Source organism: Micrococcus antarcticus, assembly GCF_044872765.1.
Classification (GTDB): Bacteria; Actinomycetota; Actinomycetes; order Actinomycetales; family Micrococcaceae; genus Micrococcus.
This window is the reverse complement of sequence record NZ_CP085253.1, coordinates 502974-521813: the sequence shown is the minus strand read 5'-3', so window position 1 is coordinate 521813 and position 18840 is coordinate 502974. Positions and strand designations below refer to the sequence as shown.

The 18840-nt window shown below is 68.8% G+C and carries 17 protein-coding genes and 2 pseudogenes; 10 read left to right on the top strand and 9 right to left on the bottom strand.

What is annotated here, in order from left to right; translation table 11 throughout:
* Window positions 1–23: 23 nt before the first annotated feature.
* Window positions 24–1151, top strand: a complete 1128-nt coding sequence (locus LG274_RS02465; protein WP_404465166.1) for a quinone-dependent dihydroorotate dehydrogenase — start codon at window positions 24–26, stop codon at window positions 1149–1151.
* A gap of 124 nt (window positions 1152–1275) precedes the next feature.
* Here the strand turns inward: LG274_RS02465 and LG274_RS02460 are convergent, their stop codons facing one another.
* The gene (locus LG274_RS02460; protein WP_404465163.1) at window positions 1276–1878 is read right to left on the bottom strand and encodes a DUF3043 domain-containing protein; all 603 of its coding nucleotides are present in this window, start codon (window positions 1876–1878) and stop codon (window positions 1276–1278) included.
* Window positions 1879–1939: 61 nt separating this feature from the next.
* Here LG274_RS02460 and LG274_RS02455 point away from each other — a divergent pair.
* Window positions 1940–2833, top strand: a pseudogene (locus LG274_RS02455) (IS5 family transposase).
* Here the strand turns inward: LG274_RS02455 and LG274_RS02450 are convergent.
* From LG274_RS02450 to LG274_RS02425, 6 genes are all read right to left on the bottom strand, one after another.
* Window positions 2830–3732 carry a cytochrome c oxidase assembly protein gene (locus LG274_RS02450; RefSeq protein ID WP_036317477.1) on the bottom strand — a complete coding sequence of 301 codons (903 nt, stop codon included), beginning with the start codon at window positions 3730–3732 and terminating at the stop codon, window positions 2830–2832. The pseudogene LG274_RS02455 and the gene LG274_RS02450 sit on opposite strands and share 4 nt — an antisense overlap.
* A gap of 497 nt (window positions 3733–4229) precedes the next feature.
* A complete protein-coding gene (locus LG274_RS02445) occupies window positions 4230–4880 on the bottom strand; it encodes a vitamin K epoxide reductase family protein (RefSeq protein WP_020624358.1) in 651 nt (216 codons plus the stop codon).
* 41 nt (window positions 4881–4921) lie between these two features.
* Window positions 4922–5674, bottom strand: coding sequence for a thioredoxin domain-containing protein (locus LG274_RS02440; RefSeq protein ID WP_036317487.1), 753 nt, complete (start codon window positions 5672–5674; stop codon window positions 4922–4924).
* 80 nt (window positions 5675–5754) lie between these two features.
* Complete coding sequence (locus LG274_RS02435) at window positions 5755–6672, bottom strand: cation diffusion facilitator family transporter (protein WP_036317488.1); 918 nt, start codon at window positions 6670–6672, stop codon at window positions 5755–5757.
* The gene (locus tag LG274_RS02430) at window positions 6669–7457 is read right to left on the bottom strand and encodes a cation transporter (protein WP_404465159.1); all 789 of its coding nucleotides are present in this window, start codon (window positions 7455–7457) and stop codon (window positions 6669–6671) included. The genes LG274_RS02435 and LG274_RS02430 overlap by 4 nt, the downstream gene beginning before the upstream one ends.
* Complete coding sequence (locus tag LG274_RS02425; protein WP_404465157.1) at window positions 7454–7786, bottom strand: ArsR/SmtB family transcription factor; 333 nt, start codon at window positions 7784–7786, stop codon at window positions 7454–7456. Before LG274_RS02425 ends, LG274_RS02430 begins: the two co-directional genes overlap by 4 nt.
* A gap of 177 nt (window positions 7787–7963) precedes the next feature.
* On the opposite strand from LG274_RS02425, the gene LG274_RS02420 reads away from it, so the two are divergent.
* The 8 genes and pseudogenes from LG274_RS02420 to LG274_RS02385 form a co-directional block, all read left to right on the top strand.
* The gene (locus tag LG274_RS02420) at window positions 7964–8713 is read left to right on the top strand and encodes a cytochrome c biogenesis CcdA family protein (RefSeq protein ID WP_036384828.1); all 750 of its coding nucleotides are present in this window, start codon (window positions 7964–7966) and stop codon (window positions 8711–8713) included.
* Between the two features lie 187 nt (window positions 8714–8900).
* A protein-coding gene (locus tag LG274_RS02415) for an IS5 family transposase (protein ID WP_088478277.1) occupies window positions 8901–9795 on the top strand; the annotation gives its coding sequence in 2 pieces (ribosomal slippage) (window positions 8901–9257 and window positions 9259–9795; 894 coding nt in all).
* Between the two features lie 29 nt (window positions 9796–9824).
* Complete coding sequence (locus LG274_RS02410; RefSeq protein ID WP_248115565.1) at window positions 9825–11249, top strand: dipeptidase; 1425 nt, start codon at window positions 9825–9827, stop codon at window positions 11247–11249.
* Between the two features lie 101 nt (window positions 11250–11350).
* Window positions 11351–11743, top strand: coding sequence for an iron-sulfur cluster insertion protein ErpA (erpA, locus tag LG274_RS02405; RefSeq protein ID WP_248115564.1), 393 nt, complete (start codon window positions 11351–11353; stop codon window positions 11741–11743).
* A gap of 300 nt (window positions 11744–12043) precedes the next feature.
* On the top strand, window positions 12044–12946 hold the full coding sequence (gene coxB, locus LG274_RS02400; protein WP_248115563.1) for a cytochrome c oxidase subunit II: 903 nt from the start codon (window positions 12044–12046) through the stop codon (window positions 12944–12946).
* Window positions 12946–14658, top strand: coding sequence for a cytochrome c oxidase subunit I (ctaD, locus tag LG274_RS02395; RefSeq protein ID WP_404465153.1), 1713 nt, complete (start codon window positions 12946–12948; stop codon window positions 14656–14658). The genes coxB and ctaD overlap by 1 nt, the downstream gene beginning before the upstream one ends.
* Window positions 14655–15056, top strand: a complete 402-nt coding sequence (locus LG274_RS02390) for a cytochrome c oxidase subunit 4 (RefSeq protein WP_248115561.1) — start codon at window positions 14655–14657, stop codon at window positions 15054–15056. Before ctaD ends, LG274_RS02390 begins: the two co-directional genes overlap by 4 nt.
* A gap of 371 nt (window positions 15057–15427) precedes the next feature.
* A pseudogene (locus tag LG274_RS02385) lies at window positions 15428–15838 on the top strand (integrase core domain-containing protein); the annotation flags it as partial.
* Between the two features lie 178 nt (window positions 15839–16016).
* On the opposite strand, the gene LG274_RS02380 reads toward LG274_RS02385, so the two are convergent.
* Window positions 16017–17714 carry a cytochrome bc complex cytochrome b subunit gene (locus tag LG274_RS02380; protein ID WP_248115560.1) on the bottom strand — a complete coding sequence of 566 codons (1698 nt, stop codon included), beginning with the start codon at window positions 17712–17714 and terminating at the stop codon, window positions 16017–16019.
* 5 nt (window positions 17715–17719) lie between these two features.
* Window positions 17720–18796, bottom strand: a complete 1077-nt coding sequence (locus LG274_RS02375) for a Rieske 2Fe-2S domain-containing protein (protein WP_404465150.1) — start codon at window positions 18794–18796, stop codon at window positions 17720–17722.
* Between the last annotated feature and the right edge of the window lie 44 nt (window positions 18797–18840).

Genomic DNA, 18840 nt, shown 5'->3' with positions numbered 1-18840 from the left:
CCGCCCGTGCGATCATGGGCGGCATGCAGCTGCCCGACCCGAAGACCGGAATCGACGCCCTCCTGACCTCCCGCGCGCCGCGCCTCTACCCGCCGTTCTTCCGCGCCGTGTTCGCCGGCATGGACGCGGAGGACGCCCACCACCGCGGCTTCCAAGCGATCCGCGCCGCCGAGCGGACCGGTGCTTCGGCCGCCCTCCGCTCCGCGTTCCGGCCGGATCCGCTGCTCGCCCGCACCGTCATGGGGCTGCGGTTCCCCACGCCCTTCGGCCTCGCCGCCGGGTTCGACAAGGAGGGGCGGGGCACGGCGGCCCTCGCGGACCTCGGCTTCGGCCACGTCGAGGTCGGCACCATCACGGCGCAGCCGCAGCCGGGCAATCCCCGTCCCCGCCTCTTCCGCCTGCCCGAGGACCGGGCGCTCGTGAACCGCATGGGGTTCAACAACGACGGCGCGGCCGCCGTCGCGCCCCGCCTCGCGCGCACGCGGGCCACGCTGGAGCGCCGCTTCGGCCAGGCGCGCCCCGTCCTGGGCGTGAACATCGGCAAGTCCAAGGTGGTGCCGCTCGAGGACGCCGCTGAGGACTACCGTGCCTCCACGCGGCTGCTCGCCCCCCATGCGGACTACCTCGCGGTGAACGTCTCCTCGCCCAACACACCCGGCCTGCGGCAGCTCCAGGAGATCTCGGCGCTCGAGCCGCTGCTGGCCGCCGTGCGGGACGAGGCGGACCGCGCCGTCGCCGGGCGCCGCGTGCCGCTCGCCGTGAAGATCGCCCCGGACCTCGCCGACGAGGACGTGCGCGAGGTGGCCGCCATGGCCGCCCGGCTGGGCCTCGACGGCGTGATCGCCACCAACACCACGATCACGCGCGAGGGACTCACCGCGGACGCGGCGCACGTGGAGTCGCTCGGGGCGGGCGGACTCTCCGGGGCCCCGCTCACGGCGCGCTCCCTCGAGGTGTTGCGGGTCCTGCGCGCAGCCCTGCCCGCGGAGACGGCGGTCATCAGCGTGGGCGGCGTGACCGACGCCGACGACGTCCTCGAACGCCTGGACGCCGGGGCGCAGCTCGTGCAGGGCTACACCGCGTTCCTCTACGAGGGGCCGTTCTGGGCCGGTCGGATCACCGCCGGTCTCGGCCGGTCGCTGCGCGCCTGATCCCTCCGGCTCGAGGCCGGCACCGCTGCAGCCCGGGGGTGCCCCGGCCTGTGCGAGACCCGGACGACGACGGCGCCGCGCCCCTCGCGGGGCGCGGCGCCGTCGTCGTGGCTGACGGAGTGGCTCAGGCGGGGTGCTGACCGCGCTTGACCTGTGGCTTGGGCAGGCGCAGGCGGCGGAACTGCAGCCCCCGCATGACGCCGTACATGCGGGTGCCGGGCTCGGGCGTGCCGAAGCGTGCCGTGAGGCCCCGCTTCACCTGTCGGGAGAGGATCACGCTGTCCACGATCACGAGGGCCACCACCGCGTAGAGGCTCAGCATGAGGATGATCTGGAACTGCTGCCCCGGCACGAGCATGAGCAGCAGGTAGAGGAAGACGATGGGCATGAGCCACTCGCCCACCCCGGTGCGGGCGTCCACGAGGTCGCGGACCCAGCGCTTCTGAGGGCCCCGGTCCCGTGCCGGAAGTCCGCGCTCATCCCCGGTCTCGAGGGCGACGCGCTGGCGCATGCGCTCCTGGCGGGTCGCGTCGCGCTGCGCCTTCTTCGCGGCCTGTCGGTCCGCTGGGACGAGGGGGCGGCGGCGAGCGGCCTCCTGGTCGCGGCGCCGCGGCGTGGGCGTGGACTTGCCCTGCGCGCGGTCGGCGCCGGTGTGGGCGGTCGAGCCGTGGGTGGCCGGGGCGGCCGGGGGCTCGGCGGACGGGGAGGACTTCCTGCGAGTGAACACCGAGCCAGTCTAGGGCGTGTCTGAGAATGGATCCAGGGGGCCAGCTGACACCCTGGAAGGCATGTCCCGCTTCCAGATGCTCTCCGATGCCCAAGGGAGTTGATCGCCCCGATGCTCCCGACCCGGACCGGCAGGGCCGGCAGGCCGTTCTCGGACGCCCGCACGATGGTGGAGGCGATCATCTACCGATATCGGTGCGGGATTGCATGGAGGGATCTGCCCGAGGTCTACGGGCCTTGGCAGACCGTGTGGACCTGGCACCGGCGCTTAGCTGAAGAGGGCACCTGGGATGCGGTGCTGGCGAGGCTGACCGCCGCCGCGGACGCCGAAGGCCTGATCGATTGGTCGGTCTCGGTGGACTCCACGATCGCCCGCGCGCATCAGCACGCGACGAACATCACCCGCCTCACAGGGGGATGGGTCGAACTACAGGAATCTGCATGAGGAGCCGGCCGATCACGGCATCGGGCGCTCCCGGGGAGGGCTGAGCACGAAGATCCATCAGCTCGTCGATGGGACCGGGCTGCCGCTGGTCAGCCTGATCACCCCCGGCCAAGCCGGGGACTCCCCGATGCTGCTGCCGCTGCTGGGGCGGCTGCGCGTGGCACGGCCGGTAGGGCGGCCCCGGACCCGCCCCGAGGCGGTGCTGGGCGACAAGGCGTACTCCTCCCGGGCGATCCGCACCCACCTGCGTGCCCGCCGGATCAAAGCCGTGATCCCCGAGCCGGCGGATCAGCAGGGCCACCGCAGGCGCCGCGGCTCGGCCGGTGGCCGTCCCGTGGGCCTGGACTCGCAGGCTTACAAGGGCCGGAACGTGATCGAGCGCCAGTACGCGCACCTGAAGCAATGGCGGGGCCTGGCGACCCGGTACGACAAGTACGCGATCGTCTACCGGGCCGCCGTGGTGTTGAACGCTGTGCTCGCGTGGTCCAAACGATTGTCAGACATGCCCTAGCTCTCGTTCCGTCTTCGGGAGAGGCTGGCGAGGTACTCGTTGTAAGAGTCGAGTTCGGCGTCCTCGGCTTTCTGTCGCTGTCTCGAGGTGCGCACGTCGCGGGCTCGCCAGCGGGACAGGCAGACGATGAGCACTACGAACATCGGCAGCTCCGCGTAGGTCCATACCAGCGTGCCGGCGATCGCCTGGTCGATGACGGGGTCATGGCTGCCTGTGGGGGTGGCGTATGCGCTGAACAGCGGTGTGGCGGTACGGAGCAGGATCAGGCCGAAAATGGCGTGGATCTGGATCTCGACGGCGATATCGACGAATCGTGCGGCGAAGGAGGGTTGGCGCGGTAGCGGATCGGAGGACCATAGCGGTGTTGCCGAGACGATGCCGAGGACGAGGATGACGAAGAGCAAGGCGTCCTGGCCGAAGGGGATGCGCATGATGACGCTGATCGCGTCGGTCAGGTAGAGGACCGGGTACAGCAGTATCGCAATGACGATGGCGACCACAGGGTGCAGTGCGGCGCTCCAGAATCGTGAGCGCAGTCCCCCGTGCGCGGCACGGAGCACGAGACGCCCGAGGCCGGTGTGCGGTGTGCTGCGCAGGAGCAGCAGCCCGGGTGACCCTGCGATGAGGAGCGGCGGAACGACGGTCAGCAGGGTGATCTGCTGGAACACCAGCGCTGTGATGGATTCCGTCGCGAGACGGTTCACACCGAACATCGTGATAGCGAAGATCAGGGCGCACCCGATCAGGAACGATGCTGTGCGGGCGATCGCCCAACGGCGCCTGTTTCGCCACATCCAGATCGCTCCTCGCAGATACAGTGCCGCGAACAGCAGAGCGGCGATGCCGACGGGTGAGCCGGTGAGGGGTTCGAACGTGACCCACTGGTCGATCGGCGGCATAGCGAATTTCCCTTCATCGAGGCGATCAAACGTCGGCGACTTCGGCCGCGGTGGTGGTGCCGGAGCGGGGTCAGGTGAGGCCGGAGTAGGAGTGGGGCCTTGGCCCTTGATCGTGGACACGGTGTCGGTTCGGTTATGCCGCTTCCGCAAGCGGCACCGGCTCCCAGGGCAACCAGGTACAAGGGAATCTGCCACCGCTCCAGCCAGCCGATCATGTACTTCCTTTCCGGGCGAGGACCTTGCCTCCATCCTCACGGAGCTGCCCGGTTGTCGCGACGTGGCGGTAGAGGGCCTGTTGGACAAGGAACCTACTGCCTGCCCTTCTCGGTTTCCCAACCTGTGTCCGGCTTTGCCGACAGCTCGGCTCCTCACGCCTCAGGTAGTGCCCGAGCGCCAGCCCTGCTTGGCGGGCGCCGATCACTAGCACGTCGGTCTCGGCCATGGTGTGGTTTCTCCTCGTTGCGGGCGCGTGGGCGGGCCGTAGTGCGGCTGGTGTGTCAGTAACCGGTGAGGGCCGGGAAGAAGGTCCAGAACACCGAGGCGGCCACGGCCACATAGGCGATGGCCACCAGGGTTCCGGCCCAGCCGGCGGAAAACCGCACCACCGCGGCGTGCGCGGGGATCACGCCGTGGGCGAGGTTGCGCACGGTGAGCAGGATGAACAGCGGGATCATCGCCGCCCACACGATCATGCAGTACAGGCACAGGATGTGGATCTCGAACAACGCCTGGGACCACAGCCAGATGGTGAACACCGTGCCGGCGGTGACCCCGGCCTGCAGGCCGGCCCAGTACCAGCGCCCGGGGCTCGCCCCGGAGAGGGTCACCATGGCGGTGGTGATGACCACGGCGAACGCCACGATGCCGATCAACGGGTTGGGGAAGCCGAACAGCTCGGACTGCCAGGTCCCCATCACCTTCCCGCAAGACACCCAGGGGTTGATGTCACAGCTGGTGATGTACCCGGCATCCTCGTACAGCTCCAGGCGTTCGAGCACCAGGATCGCCGAGGCCACCCAGCCGACCACCCCGGTGATCAACAGCACCAGGCCGAACGGACGGTGCCGGGCGACAGTCGGTATCCCCGCTACGTCGGAGGCCTGCCCGGTACCGGCAGGGCGGTCGGTGGTGGTCGTGGGGATCGTCACGGGTGAATTGGTGTCGGTGTCGGGGACACTCATGGGCCCGGTCAGTCCGTCGTGGCGGCGGCGTCGACCTCGGCGCGGAACTGCTCGAGGGTGTTCAGAGTGAGCATCTGTCCGTCCAGGAAGAAGGTCGGGGTGCCCTGCACGCCCAGCGCGGTCCCGTCGGCCACGTCGGCCTCGATGCGGTCGCGGGTGGCCGGGTCAGCCACCGCGGCATCGTAGGCGGCCATGTCCAGGCCGAGATCCTCGGCGTAACCGCGGAACACCGGGCTCCGGTCCTCAGTGGTATGGCTCCACTGCTCCTGGGTGTCGAACATCTGCTGATACATCGCCTCGTACTGTCCCTGCTGGCCGGCGGCTTCCACGGCTACGGCGGCGGTCATCGAGTTGGGATGTCCGGGCAGCGGGAAGTAGCGGTGCACAAAGGTCACCGTGTCGGCGTACTCGGCGCGCAGTTCTTCCACGACCGGGTAGGCGGCCTTGCAGCCCTCGCACTCGAAGTCCAGGAACTCCACCAGCACGGCCTGCTCGTTCGGGGCCTTGGACAGTACCCGGCTGTCTGGGCGCATCACCGGCGTGGCCTCCGAGGGGGCGCTCTGCCCGGTCCCGGAGGAGGCAGTTTGCCCGGAGCCCTGGGGGGCGGCGTCGCGGGGGCCGCTGGCGGCCACCACTCCGACGATCAGCCCGGCCAGCACCACAGCGGCCAGTACGACCCAGACGATGGTCTTGGCCTTGCGGGATGTGGTGCCCGGTGTTGACGGATCAGAGGGGGTCGGATTGCGGGTCGGTGTGCTCACGAAGGGATCCGTTTCGGTCGGTGGCGACGGCACCGTGCCGTCGGGGTGGGAATGAGCTGGGGCTGGGATGCAGGGGTGGGTCAGGGGTGGAGGGTCTCAGTGTGGGGGTGGGTGGCCGGTTCGATTTGGAAGGTGGAGTGTTCGATGGGTACTTGGAAATCCTGGGCCACGCACCGTTGCAGGTCGGTCAGCACAGTGCCCAGGTGCGCGGCGGTCAGGCAGCCGTTGTGCACGGTGACGTGCGCGGAGAGCACGGGGGTGTCGGAGTCGATGCGTGAAGCGTGCAGGTCATGGACCTCCAGCACGTGCGGCAGCTCCGATAGCCGGATGCGGACCGCCTCCAGGTCCAAGCCCTTGGGGGTGGTCTCCATGAGTACGTCGATGGTGTCGCGAAGCAGGATCAGGGCTCTGGGCACGATCAGTGCGGCGATCAACAGGGACACCACCGCATCGGCGCGATTCCAGCCGGTGGTGGCGATCACGATCGCCGAAACGATCACTGCGACCGATCCCAGAGCGTCGTTGAGTACCTCCAGGAACGCGGCCTTCATGTTCAGGTTCTCACCTCGGGAAGAGGCCAGGATCGCCAGACCGATGAGGTTGCCAGCCAAACCGATCACCCCGAACCAGAGCATCGCGGTGGATTCGACCTCGGGGGGTTCGATGAGCCGGCGTACGCCCTCCACGGCTACGAAGCCGCCCACGGCCAGCAGCACCGCGGCCTGCGCGGCCGCGGCGATGATCTCGGCGCGCTTGTACCCCCAGGTGCGCTTGTCCGTGGCCGGGCGCAGCGCCAGGGTCGTGGCGGTCAGGGCGATCAGCAACCCGGCTGAGTCAGTAAACATGTGCCCGGCGTCGGCCAGCAGGGCCAGACTGCCCGAAGCCAGCGCGCCGATGACCTCGGCGACCATGATCGTCGCGGTGATGGAGAAGACCACGGCCAGCCGGCCCCGCCGGCCCGCCGCCGGAAGAGCATGGGAATGATCGTGTCCGCTCATACCAGGGTCTCTTCCACTCGATGAATCATCAGCTGAACGTCACCATCCTGTCCGGCGATACTGAAGGCATGCTCAATGCGCACAGCAGGCGCAATCCGCCCCGCAGCCATCGCCGTCCTTCCGTTCTGGTCCCCGGCGATCAGCGCGGAGGCGGGGGTGCAGCAGGCATCCCCGCGCCAGGCCTCCACCCCTTCCTTGAGGGCGACGGCGGCGATCACCAGGGCCGCGACTGGGTCGGCCCAGGTCCAGCCCAGGGTGCTGTTGAGGACCAGGCCCACCAGCAGGACCGCCGAGAGGTAGGTGCAGATCAGGGTCTGTTTGGAGTCGGCCACCGCGGAGGCGGACCCGAGTTCGCGGCCAGTGCGCCGCTCGAACCAGGACAGGAACGGCATGATGGCCAAGCTCACGGCGGCCAGCACGATCCCCACCGTGGAATGCTCCGGTTGCCCGGCCCCGAACAGGGTGCGCACGGCGTCGACGGTGATGAAGGCGGCCAAGCCGAAGAAGGAGAAGGCGATCAGGCGCAGCGCCACCTTCTCCCGGCGGTGCGGGTCCGGGGTGGCGAACTGCCAGGCCACCGCGGCGGCGGAGAGGACCTCCACGATGGAGTCCAAGCCGAAGCCGATCAACGCGGAGGACGAGGCCACGGTGCCGGCGGCCAGGGCGATGGCCGCCTCGATCACGTTGTAGGTGATGGTTCCGGCCACGATCCAGCGGATCCGGCGGTGCAGGACCGCACGGCGGTCGTCCGTGAGGGGCTTGGAGCTCAGCGTGAGGGTGCTCATGCGCAGGTGCATCCCGCAGCGGAGCAGCAATCCGGGTCGATGGTCAGCGTCAACTCCAGCAGCTCCCCAAGGGTCTGGCCCAGCCGGGGGTCGGCCAGGGCGTACCAGACGTTGCGGCCCTCGGCGGTAGTGGTCACCAGCCCGCAGCCGCGCAGGCAGGCCAACTGGTTGGACATCACCTGCTTGGACACCCCCAGCTCCCCGGCCAGCGCCGACGGGCGGGCCGGCCCATCACGCAGGGCCAGCAGGATCCGGGTCCGGGTGTCATCAGAGAGGGCATGGCCCAGTCGGGACAACGTCGAGACATGAGTGAGGGTCGTGGTGCTCATGCCTAGAACGGTACAGCATAACGTGTACCCTTGTCGGGGTGCCGCCCGGCAAGCGGCCGGCACCATGGCCCGATCCCAGGAGGTCCGCGCAACCGTGCCCCACTCTGATGTCCCGCTGACCGAACCATCCCGGCTCCTGCCCGTCCCATTGTCGGACGGCAGGAGAAGGGGCTCGGTGTGAGCATCGGGAACTACTTCGCCGAGACCGTCAACTCCGGGGCTCTGCTCATTGCCGCACCGCTGGCGATGATCGCAGGGATCGTCTCGTTTCTGTCCCCGTGCATCCTGCCGCTGGTGCCCGGCTACCTCGGTTACGTCTCCGGGCTGGCCAACCCCACACATCCGGACAACCGCCGCCGGGTGCTGACCGGGGTCGGGCTGTTCATCCTGGGCTTCGCCGCGGTCTTCACCCTCTACGGGGCCGCCTTCGGCACGATCGGTCACTGGCTGGTGCGCTGGCAGGACCCGATGATCCGCGTCCTGGGCGTCCTGGTGATCGTTATGGGCCTGGCCATGGTTGGCAAGTTGCCCTTTTTCCAGCGCACGATCAAACCCACCCTGGCCCCCCGGACGGGCCTGGCCGGGGCCCCGGTGCTCGGGGTCGTCTTTGGGCTGGGCTGGACTCCCTGCATCGGCCCGACACTCGGCGCCGTGCTGGCATTGAGCACCACCACCGGCGATCCCTGGCGCGGGGCCCTGCTGGGCTTCCTCTACTGCCTGGGACTGGGCATCCCATTCCTGCTGGCCGCGGCGGGGATCAGCTGGGTCACCAACGCCCTGTCCTACGTCCGCCGCAACATCCGGGTATTCAACATCATCGGCGGATCCCTGCTGGTGGGGGTCGGGATTCTGATGGTCTCCGGGCTCTGGATGCTGTGGATGTACCAGCTGCAGAGCCTCGCCGGCACCTTCACCACCCCCGTCTAAAACCAGAAACCCCGCCCCACCGGACCGGTTACTGAGGAGTGACCGGGCCGATGGGACGGGGACGAGGGCCCTGAGTGGTCGGTGACGGGTGTGCTCAGAGGCCGAAGGCTCCGCCGCTGATCAGGATGAAGACGCCTAGGGCGTGTCTGAGAATGGATCCAGGGGGCCAGCTGACACCCTGGAAGGCATGTCCCGCTTCCAGATGCTCTCCGATGCCCAATGGGAGTTGATCGCCCCGATGCTCCCGACCCGGACCGGCAGGGCCGGCAGGCCGTTCTCGGACGCCCGCACGATGGTGGAGGCGATCATCTACCGATATCGGTGCGGGATTGCATGGAGGGATCTGCCCGAGGTCTACGGGCCTTGGCAGACCGTGTGGACCTGGCACCGGCGCTTAGCTGAAGAGGGCACCTGGGATGCGGTGCTGGCGAGGCTGACCGCCGCCGCGGACGCCGAAGGCCTGATCGATTGGTCGGTCTCGGTGGACTCCACGATCGCCCGCGCGCATCAGCACGCGACGAACATCACCCGCCTCACAGGGGGATGGGTCGAACTACAGGAATCTGCATGAGGAGCCGGCCGATCACGGCATCGGGCGCTCCCGGGGAGGGCTGAGCACGAAGATCCATCAGCTCGTCGATGGGACCGGGCTGCCGCTGGTCAGCCTGATCACCCCCGGCCAAGCCGGGGACTCCCCGATGCTGCTGCCGCTGCTGGGGCGGCTGCGCGTGGCACGGCCGGTAGGGCGGCCCCGGACCCGCCCCGAGGCGGTGCTGGGCGACAAGGCGTACTCCTCCCGGGCGATCCGCACCCACCTGCGTGCCCGCCGGATCAAAGCCGTGATCCCCGAGCCGGCGGATCAGCAGGGCCACCGCAGGCGCCGCGGCTCGGCCGGTGGCCGTCCCGTGGGCCTGGACTCGCAGGCTTACAAGGGCCGGAACGTGATCGAGCGCCAGTACGCGCACCTGAAGCAATGGCGGGGCCTGGCGACCCGGTACGACAAGTACGCGATCGTCTACCGGGCCGCCGTGGTGTTGAACGCTGTGCTCGCGTGGTCCAAACGATTGTCAGACATGCCCTAGTGCGGCGGGGCCGTCGCTAGGCTGGGTGCATGACCGAACAGATCCCCGCCGCCTCCGCCGGCTCCGTGCCGCAGTCCCTCGACGCCGAGCTCGTGACCGCCGTCCGCGCCGCCGTGGACCGCCGCTTCCCGCAGACCCTCCAGACGCTGAAGGACCTCGTGGCCGTCCCGGGCATCGCCTGGGACTCCGCTCCCCGCGAGAACCTCGAACGCTCCGCCCAGGAGGTCGCCGACCTCCTCCGCGGGGCCGGGCTGCAGGGCGTCGAGGTCGTGACCGAGACGCGCGAGGACGGCCGGCCCGGCGGCCCCGCAGTGCTGGGCGAGCGCCCCGCCGCCGCTGACAAGCCCACCGTGTTGTTGTACGCCCACCACGACGTCCAGCCCCTCGGTGACGAGTCGCTCTGGGACACCCCGCCGCTCACGGCGACGGAGAAGGACGGGCGCCTCTACGGCCGCGGCGCGGCCGACGACAAGGCGGGGATCATGGTCCACATGGCCGCCCTCGCCGCGCTGGACGAGGCCCTTCCCGACGCCGGCGTCGGCGTGCGCGTGTTCATCGAGGGGGAGGAGGAGGCCGGCTCTCCCACCTTCCGCCCCTTCCTGGAGAAGCACCGCGACCGCCTCGCCGCCGACGCGATCGTGGTGGCGGACTCCTCCAACTGGGCCGTGGGGGAGCCGGCGGTGACCACCTCGCTGCGGGGGCTCGTCGACGGAACCGTGACCGTGCGCGTGCTCGACCACGCCGTGCACTCCGGCATGTTCGGCGGCCCGGTCCTGGACGCCGTCGTCCTGCTCTCCCGCCTCGTCGCCACCCTGCACGACGAGCACGGCGCTGTGGCGGTGCCCGGCCTCGAGCCGCGCCACACGGCCTCCCTCGAGTACCCGGAGGACGTGTTCCGCGCCGACTCCGGGCTCCTGGACTCCGTGACCCTCGCCGGGACGGGCGCCCTCGCCGACCGACTGTGGAACGCCCCGGCCCTGAGCGTCATCGGGATCGACGTCCCGAGTGTGGCCCAGTCCTCGAACACGATGCAGCCGCAGGCGCGCGCCAAGTTCTCCCTGCGCCTCGGCCCCGGGATGGACCCTGCGGCGTCCTTCGCGGCGCTCAAGGAGCACCTCGAGGCGCAGTCCGCCGCGGTGCTCGGCGCGGAGATCACCGTGGAGGCGGGCGAGTTCGGCCAGCCCTTCTCCACCGACACCTCCGCGCCCCACGCGGCCGCCATGCTGGAGGCGCTCGGCGCGGCGTGGGGCGTGGAGCCCAAGGAGACCGGCCTCGGCGGGTCCATCCCGTTCACCGCCGACCTCAAGGAGGTCTTCCCGGAGGCGACGATCCTCATCACCGGCGTGGAGGACCCGGACTCCCGTGCACACTCCGCCAACGAGTCCCTGCACCTCGGGGACTTCCGCAACGCGATCGTGGCCGAGGCCCTCTGGCTCGCCGGCCTCTCCCGCTGAGAACCCGCAGCGGGAATGCCCCGCCGTCCGGCGTTGTTGAGCCGGACGACCCCACCGGCGTCGGCATCTCCGACGCCCCCACCCCCAACCAGGAGGTCAGGATGGCACTGTCCGCAGAGGAGACCGGCGTCGAGATCGGCGCCACCGAGGACGCCGCGGGCCTTCCCCCGCACGAGGTCGAGCTCACCGAGGTCGCCGCGAACAAGGTCCGCGCGCTGCTCGAGCAGGAGGGGCGCACCGACCTGCGCCTGCGCGTGGCCGTCCAGCCCGGCGGCTGCTCCGGCCTCATCTACCAGCTCTACTTCGACGAGCGCGTGCTCGAGGGCGACACCGTCCGCGACTACGACGGCGTCGAGGTCATCGTGGACAAGATGAGCGTGCCCTACCTCATGGGCGCCTCGATCGACTTCGAGGACACCATCTCGAAGCAGGGCTTCACCATCGACAACCCCAACGCCGGCGGCTCCTGCGCCTGCGGAGACTCCTTCCACTGATCCGAGGGCGACTCCAGGGACGCGCACGCGGCCCCCGCTGACCCGTGGACGACGTCGGGCCGGCTCCCCACCCGGGGAGCTGGCCCGACGTCGTCGTGATGAGGCGGCCAAGGGGCGATGCGCGGGGGAGACCGGCGGAATCCGCCCGTGTCACGGTGCGGCGATTGGGGCCCGGTCGGCTTAGACTGGCTCCTGAATCATCAGGGCATACCCGGCCCACCTGAAGGGAACCTGCGAAATCTCGCGGGAGTCCGTGGGACGGGGCGCTCATCGCACACGAGATGAAGAGGAAGGCCGTCTGTGAGAGCACACAATGACGCCGGACGTCGGACTCGCCGCCGCCTGAAGAGCGGGGCCGTCGGTGCCGCCGCACTGGTGGTGCTGACCGGCTGCTCCGCCGAGGTCCAGCAGGGCTGGATGCCCGGCACCCGGGAGACCACCAACCACAACGCCGAGCTGATCGATCTCTGGGTGAACTCCTGGATCGCCGCCCTGGTCATCGGCCTGCTCGCGTGGGGCGCGATGATCTGGTGCATGATCGCCTACCGGCGGCGCAAGAACGATCAGGGGTTCCCGAAGCAGACGGCCTACAACGTGCCGATCGAGACCATGTTCACCCTGATCCCGGTCCTGCTGGTCTTCACGCTGTGGGGCTTCAGCGACCGCGTCCAGGCCTCCGTGGACGAGCCCATCGACGACTCGCCGCTGACCGTCACCGTGTACGGCAAGCAGTGGTCTTGGGACTTCAACTACGAGTACGAGGGCCAGCAGGCCCACTACTCCGGCGTGCAGGCCCAGCTCAACGGCGAGGAGGGCGTCCGGGACACGCTGCCGACCCTCTACCTGCCCAAGGACGTGCCGGTGCACTTCGAGCTGAAGTCCCGCGACGTGGCGCACTCCTTCTGGATCCCGCAGTTCCTCCAGAAGCGCGACATGATCCCCGGCAAGACCAACCACCTGTACCTCACCCCGCAGGAGCTGGGCCGCTTCGACGGCAAGTGTGCCGAGCTCTGTGGCGAGTTCCACTCCGAGATGATGTTCAACGTGGAGGTCGTCGACGAGGCGGAGTTCACGCAGAAGCTCGACGAGATGGAGCCGGGCCTGGTGGGCGACGAGTACAACCGCAACCCGAACAACAACCCTGACGGCGCCCGGGAGATGGAGGTCGACCTCCAGACCCCCCGCGGTGGAGGTAACCACTGATGACCACTTACGAGTACGCAACGGATGAGGTGCGCACGCAGGCGCAGCCTCGTGTGGTGCCCCGTTCCCTGGGCAAGATCATCGTCAGCTGGCTGACGACCACGGACCACAAGACGCTCGGGTACATGTACCTGATCACGTCCTTCGTCTTCTTCTGCGTGGGCGGCGTCATGGCTCTCATGATCCGCGCCGAGCTCTTCGAGCCGGGCATGCAGATCCTGCAGACGAAGGAGCAGTACAACCAGCTGTTCACGATGCACGGCACCCTGATGCTGCTCATGTTCGCCACGCCGCTCTTCGTGGGCTTCGCGAACGTGCTGGTGCCGCTGCAGATCGGCGCCCCTGACGTCGCCTTCCCGCGACTGAACGCGCTGGCCTTCTGGTTCTTCCTGTTCGGCTCGCTCATCGCCACCGCCGGCTTCCTCACCCCCCAGGGCGCGGCCTCGTTCGGCTGGTTCGCGTACGCCCCGCTCTCGGACACCACGTTCTCGCCCGGCGTGGGCGGCGACCTCTGGGTCTTCGGCCTGGCGCTCCAGGGCTTCGGCACGATCATGGGCGGCGTCAACTTCATCACCACGATCCTGACGATGCGTGCCCCGGGCATGACGATGTGGCGCATGCCGATCTTCACCTGGAACACCCTCATCACGGGCATCCTGATCCTGATGGCGTTCCCGCCGCTGGCCTCGGCGCTCTTCGCGCTGGGCATGGACCGCCGCTTCGGCGGCCACATCTTCAACCCGGAGAACGGCGGTGCCATCCTGTGGCAGCACCTGTTCTGGTTCTTCGGCCACCCCGAGGTGTACATCATCGCGCTGCCGTTCTTCGGCATCGTCTCCGAGATCGTCCCGGTGTTCTCCCGCAAGCCGATCTTCGGCTACAAGTCGCTCGTCTTCGCGACGACGGCCATCGCGGCGCTCTCCGTGACCGTGTGGGCCCACCACATGTACGTGACCGGCTCCGTGCTGCTCCCGTTCTTCTCGGTGATGACCATGCTCATCGCGGTCCCCACCGGCGTGAAGTTCGTGAACTGGATCGGCACCATGTGGCGCGGTTCCATCACCTTCGAGAACCCCATGCTGTGGACCCTCGGCTTCATGGTGACCTTCCTCTTCGGCGGTCTGACGGGCGTCATCCTGGCGTCCCCGCCGATGGACTTCCACGTCTCCGACACCTACTTCGTGGTGGCGCACTTCCACTACGTGATCTTCGGAACCGTGGTCTTCGCGATGTTCGCCGGCTTCTTCTTCTGGTGGCCCAAGTTCACCGGCAAGATGCTGAACGAGCGACTCGGCAAGATCCAGTTCTGGATGCTGTTCGTGGGCTTCCACGGCACCTTCCTCATCCAGCACTGGCTGGGCGTCACCGGCATGCCCCGCCGCTACGCGGACTACATGGTGGAGGACGGCTTCCAGGCGATGAACGCCTTCTCGACCGTCTTCTCCTTCGTCCTCGGCGCGTCGCTGATCCCGTTCTTCTGGAACGTGTACATCACCTCGCGCTTCGGCAAGAAGATCACCGTGGACGATCCGTGGGGCTTCGGCGCCTCGCTCGAGTGGGCGACCTCGTGCCCCCCGCCGCGCCACAACTTCCACTCGCTGCCGCGCATCCGCTCGGAGCGTCCGGCGCTGGACCTGCACCACCCGGAGCTGTCGGCGCACTCGCCGCAGCACGACACGGACACGGCATTCGGAGAGAGGGCACACCAGTGAAGGTCAGCGCGAACATCTTCTGGATCATCGGCGCATTCCTGATCGCCGTCGCCACCCTCTACGCCTTCTGGACCGAGTGGACCGAGTGGGCAGGCATCCCCGCCTTCTACGCCCTCGGCGCGATGAGCTGGATGATCGCCTGGTACCTCCGGTCCACCGACCGGAAGTACGGCCTGGGTCCCGCGGATGACGAGGACGGCGAGATCGCCGACTTCGCCGGCACCTACGGCACCTTCGCCCCCTGGAGCTGGTGGCCGCTGGGCCTCGGCATCGCCTGCGCGATCGTCGTGACCGGCCTCGCGGTCGGCTGGTGGGTGTTCTTCATCGGCGCCGGCCTGTCGATCTTCTTCCTCTACGGCTGGGTCTACGAGTTCTCCAAGGGCAAGTACGCCCACTGAGCTCGCCGACGCCGGCACTGGCCGCGGGCCGGATCTCCTCAGGGAGGTCCGGCCCGCGGCTTTTTCGCGTCCTGGTCGCACCAGGGAGCATTCCCCTGCAGTTCGTCCTCCTGATGCACTCCCACCCCCAGCCGTGAGGCCACGCGGCCAGCTGTCCTGACCGGACAGGTTGTTCGAGGACTCAGGCGCAGCGTCGGCGCGAAGCGCGGCGGGCGAGGTCGTCAGGTCCGCACACTAACCCGACGCGCCTCTGCCGCGGCGAACAGCGATGCTGGGCGTCTTCATCGCGGCGGCGCTCCTCGTGGCTCTGGCTCCAAGACACGGGGTCAGCACGACAATGCCGCATTGACGTCTCGGCATGACCGGTCGTCGCGGCCGAGGACATCGCCGTCCAACGCGTCCTGTCGTACTACGGCGGCGCTTACCGCTCGCACCTGTGGCGTGGCACCTGCGGGGCCCTGTCGATCACCCCGGAGCGGACCCGCCCGTACCGTCCGCAGACCAACGGGACGGCAGTGCGCTTCCACCGCACCATGCCCGACGGATGGGCCTACGCCCGCTGCTGCACCAGCGTGCAAGAACGACGCGACGCACTTCCCGAACGGCTGCGCCAGTACGACCACCGCCGCCCTCACATCGCCTGCGGCAGCCATCCGCCCTTCTCAGAATTGATCAACGGCCCCGGTCAGGACAACGAGCGACCACGTCGCCGCCTCTCAGGCCCGTCCGCAGCGCACGAGGGTCGACGTCGGCGCGGTCGCCCATCCATGCGCCCTCGGTGATCCGTCCTGCGCCCGCGTCGTCCGTCACGACGGGCGCCCCTCGTCGAGCCGGGCAGACGCGGCGGCAGGCCGCCTGACGTCGTCCGCCAGGCGCCAGCGAGCAGTGCAAGGCATGACGAAGGGCCCCGCACACCGATCGGTGCGCGGGGCCCCTCCTGAGGGGGTCAGCTCAGACTGCTCAGCGGCTGATCTCCGGGTTGGCGCCGCCGTCGTGCCCGGCGCCCTCGATCTGGTCCGCATCGCCGTGGCCGCCGTGCAGGCGGGCCTCGACAAGCTCCGCGCGGGAGACGGGAGCGACGCGGTCCTGGTAGAACGCGCGGTTCAGGCCGGAGCGCATCTTCTCCATGCCGGAGACCTTGCCGTTGCGGCCCGGGGTGGCCGGGACCGGGCGGTGCTCGTCGAACGCGACCATGCGGTACATCTCGTAGTCCGTCAGCTGGCGGTGACGCTCGTGGAAGCCGCCGTCGGGGGACATCTCGATGACGCCGGCCTCGTGGCCGTGCAGGACGGTCTCCCGGTCCTTGCGCTGCAGGGACAGGCAGACGCGGCGCGTGATGAGGTAGGCGACCACCGGGCCGAGGAAGAACAGCGCGCGCAGGAAGTACGCGACGTCGTTCAGCGACAGGTGGAAGTGCGTCGCGATGAGGTCCGAGGAGGCCGCGGCCCACATCGTGCACCACATGGTCATGACGGCGACGCCGAACGCGGTGCGCGCCGGGGCGTTGCGCGGGCGGTCCAGGATGTGGTGCTCGCGGTCGTCACGGGTGATCCAGCGCTCGATCCAGGGCCACAGAATGAGGCCCACGAGGATCACGCCGACCGGGATCAGCGGCGCCAGGACGCCCATCGGGAGGGACACGGAGGAGCCCCACGGCATCGGGACGTTCCAGAGGAACGAGTAGTCGCCGAGCATGCCGGGCATCAGGCGCAGGGCACCGTCGAACGGGCCGATGTACCAGTCCGGCTGGGTGCCCGCGGACACGGGGGAGGGATCGTACGGACCGTAGGTCCAGATGGCGTTGATCGTCACGGTGCCGGCGATGAGGGCCAGCACGCCGAACACGATGAAGAAGAAGCCGCCGGCCTTGGCCGCGTACACGGGGCCGACGGGGTAGCCGACGACGTTGTTCTCGGTGCGGCCGGGGCCGGGGTACTGCGTGTGCTTGTGCACGACCACCATGAACAGGTGGACGGCGATCAGCAGCAGGATGACGGCCGGCACGATCATGATGTGCAGCGCGTACAGGCGGCCGATGACCGAGTAGCCCGGGAACTCTCCGCCGAAGAGGAAGGCGGAGAGGTACGAGCCGACCAGGGGGAGGGCCTTGAGGATGCCGTCGATGATGCGCAGGCCGTTGCCGGAGAGCACGTCGTCGGGGAGGGAGTAGCCGGTGAAGCCGGCGGCCCAGCCGGCCATCAGCAGGAAGCAGCCGACGACCCAGTTCAGCTCACGCGGGCGACGGAACGCGCCGGTGAAGAAGATGCGGAGCATGTGCACGGACATGGAGGCCACGAACAGCAGGGCCGCCCAGTGGTGCAGCTGGCGCATGAAGAGGCCGCCGCGGATGTCGAAGGAGATGTCGAGGGCCGAGGCGTAGGCCGCGGACATCTCGATGCCGCGCATCGGGGCGTAGGCGCCGTCGTACGTGACATGCGACATCGACGGATCGAAGAAGAACGTCAGGAACGCGCCGGACAGCAGCAGGATGACGAAGCTGTACAGCGCCACTTCGCCGAACATGAACGTCCAGTGGTCGGGGAAGATCTTGCGGCCGAAGAACTTGACGATGGGGGACATGCCCATGCGGGTGTCCACGAAGTTCGCCACTCGGCCGGTCGAGGTGGCCGGCTGGAACTCTTTCACTGCGGTGCTCATAGGTGTCAGCCACGCTCCCAGTAGACAGGCCCGACGGGCTCATGGAAATCACTCTGAGCGACGAGGAAGCCCTCGTCGTCCACGGAGATCGGCAGCTGCGGCAGCGCGTGGCTGGCAGGGCCGAAGATCGGCTTGCACTCCTGGGCCAGGTCGAAGGTCGACTGGTGGCAGGGGCAGAGCAGGTGGTGGGTGTGCTGCTCGTAGAGGGCGATCGGGCAGCCCACGTGCGTGCAGACCTTGGAGTAGGCGAAGATGCCGTCCACGTTCCAGTCCTCACGACCGGGGGAGATCTGCACCTTCGAGGGGTCGAGGCGCATGACGAGCACCACGGCCTTGGCCTTCTCGTTCAGCTTCCCGTGCTCGACCTCGTTGAGGCCCTCGGGGATCACGTGCATGGCGGAGCCCAGGGTGACGTCGGACGCCTTGATCGGCGAGCCGGTGGGGTCACGCACGAGGCGGACGCCCTCGGCCCACATGGTGTGGCGCAGGCGCTCGGGGCCGAAGTTCTCCGCCGCGTTGTCTGCGAAGTTGTCCGTGTTGTCCAGGTCGCGGAACACGGCGATGAAGGGCAGCGGGGCCAGGAGGATCGCACCGATCAGCGTGTTGCGCAGCAACGGACGACGCTTGATCTGGGACTCGTCGATGATGTCCGTGATCATGCCGGTGGCGGCGACGCGGTCGGCCTCCGTGCGGATCTCGTGACGCTCCTCGACGGTCTCGTGGTCGGGCATGAGCGTCTTCGCCCAGTGCACGATGCCGATGCCGATGCCGAGCATCGCCAGTGCGGTGCCGAGGCCCAGCAGGAGGTTCTGCAGGAAGATCGTGGAGAACGCCTCGTTGTTGCCGATCTGACCGACGCCGAAGTAGCCGATGAAGAACAGCACCGTGCCGACGATGGAGATGAGGAACATGATCGAGACCTGGCGCTCAGCGCGCTTGGCGGCCTTCGGATCCTCATCGGCCAGACGCGGACGGTGCGGGGGAAGGCCCGGGTTCTCGATGGCGTACCGGGACGCGTCCGCCCCGGCGTGCTCGAGGGAGTTCGAGTGTCGCTCGGTCCCTTCGTAGCCTTTCTCGCCCATATGCCTGTTTCCTTTACTCGAGTGATGAATGACGATGACGGAGG